General features: G+C 69.0%; 2 protein-coding genes. Both read right to left on the bottom strand.

The annotated features are described in order from the left end of the window. Nucleotides 1–786: class I tRNA ligase family protein (locus A9W96_RS13360; protein WP_156765233.1), on the bottom strand; the 786-nt coding region annotated here is incomplete at its 3' end. Nucleotides 787–849: 63 nt separating this feature from the next. Next, nucleotides 850–2,106, bottom strand: a complete 1,257-nt coding sequence (locus A9W96_RS13355; RefSeq protein ID WP_067140329.1) for a trans-acting enoyl reductase family protein — start codon at nt 2,104–2,106, stop codon at nt 850–852. Nucleotides 2,107–2,172: the final 66 nt, after the last annotated feature.

Raw genomic sequence — 2,172 nt, 5'->3', positions numbered from 1 at the left:
CTGACGGTCCACGAACGGGTGCGCCAGGTTGGTGCCGACCAGATGCCGGTAGCGCTCGTCGTCGGGATGCACCGCGATCGCGGTGTCGCCGAGCATCGTTTCCATCCGGGTGGTGGCCACCACGATGTGTGGCTGCGAGTCGTCCATCGATCCGTACCGGAACGACACCAGCTCGCCTTCCACCTCCTGGTAGTCGACCTCGATGTCCGAGATGGCCGTCTGCAGCACCGGCGACCAGTTGACCAGCCGTTCGGCCCGATAGATCAGCCCGGCGTCGTAGAGGCGCTTAAAGATCGCCCGGACCGCTCGGGACAGCCCCTCGTCCATGGTGAACCGGTCGCGGCTCCAGTCCACGCCGTCGCCGAGCCGGCGCATCTGGGCACCGATGGCGCCGCCGGACTCCCGCTTCCAGTCCCAGACCTTCTCGATGAACAGCTCTCGGCCGAAGTCCTCTTTGGTCTTGCCGTCGATTGCGAGTTGCTTTTCGACCACGCTCTGCGTCGCGATGCCGGCATGATCCATGCCCGGCTGCCACAGCACCTCGTAGCCCTGCATTCGCTTGCGCCGCGTCAGGGCGTCCATCATGGTGTGCTCGAGCGCGTGGCCCATGTGCAGGCTGCCGGTCACGTTCGGCGGGGGCAGCACGATCGAATACCCGGGCTTGGCGCTGTTCGGGTCCGCCGCGAAGTAACCCGCGTCCACCCACTTCTGATAGATCGCGCTTTCGGCCGCAGCTGGGTCCCACGACTTGGGCAGGTCAGTGGCGGGGCTGCGGCTGGCGGTCACCCGTCAATTCTAGGGAGCGGTGTTTACCCACGTGTAAGCGCCCAAAATGCGTGACCCGGGTCACTAGGCCAGCCGCTCTACCTCCAATGTGACGCCCGCGGCCGGGAAACGGTCCAGCAGTGCGTCGCCCATCGCTGCCGCGGGCGTGAGGACGCCGTGCAGGTCGGGGAGCTTGTCGCGGTCCAGCGCCAGCGCGAGGCCGCACTCCCCCAACAACACCGAAGTCGCCTTGTAGCCCGGGTCCCCACGCTGCTCCATGCGCGCCACGAACCGGTCGCCGGTGGTCGTGGTGGTGAACGTCTCGATCCGGTAGTAGCCGCGTTCCCGGGCCTTCTCGCTCGGGCCGGTGCCGGGCTTGGGCACGATGCGCTCCACCAGCCGGCGCGGCAGCAACCGGAAGTAGCGGCTGCCCAGTCCGAAGGTGGCGGCACCCACCCCGCCCACCACAGCGGACGCCACGGGGGCCAGCGGCGACGAGCCCAGGCTCATGCTTTCGCTGTAACGCAACTGGCGGCCGTAGGCCCAGTCCAGCAAGGCATTGCTGCGCCGCACGATTCGGGTGTTGTACGGCGCCATCAGGAAACCCGCCGTCCACAGGCCGCTCAGTTCCGGCGCGATCCGGCCACCGCGGCGCAGGGGCAGATCGGGCTGGGGGCCGATCTCGGGTTCGGCGCTGCGGTCGGTGGTCAGGGTGTACGGATCGGCGAGTCGGCGGCGGGCGTCGGGATCGCGCGAGGCGGTGTCCAGCACTTCCAACATCGAGGCGACGGTGCCCCCGGATATGCCGCCCGAGAAGGAGCGGACCACCAGGTCGGTGTCGACGAGTTCTCCCGCGCCGCCGTCGCGCGCGGTCCGGTAGAGCGCGTACACGCTGAGGTCCGAAGGGACGGAATCGAATCCGCACGCGTGCACGATGCGCGCGCCGGTGTCCGCGGCCTGCTTGTGATACAGGTCGATGCTGTCGCGGACGAACATCGCCTCGCCGGTCAGGTCGGCGTAGTCGGTGCCGGCGGCGGCGCAGGCGGCCACCAGCGGCAACCCGTAGCGGGTGTAGGGCCCGACCGTGGTGATGACGACCTGGGTGCGGGCCGCCATCTCATCGAGCGTCGAGGGCGAGGACGCGTCGGCGTTCACAATGGGCCACGACTGCGCCGCTTCGCCCAACGTGTCGCGGATGGCGCGTAGGCGGTCGGCCGATCTGCCGGCCAGTGCTATCCGCTTGTCCGGCGCCGAGCCGGCCAGGTATTCGGCGGTGAGTTTCCCGACGAAGCCCGTCGCCCCATACAGCACAATGTCGAATTCGCGCGGCGTTGCGGTCACGGGCCCGACGCTACCCGACGCTGGGGCCCCAACCCCTGGAGCTAAGAAGTGCCGGGCCACCGGGCC

It is taken from the genome of Mycobacterium sp. 1245852.3, from assembly GCF_001669335.1.
Taxonomy (GTDB): Bacteria; Actinomycetota; Actinomycetes; order Mycobacteriales; family Mycobacteriaceae; genus Mycobacterium; species Mycobacterium europaeum_A.
Note: the sequence above shows the minus strand (reverse complement) of the source record. Positions and strands in the feature narration are given on the sequence as shown.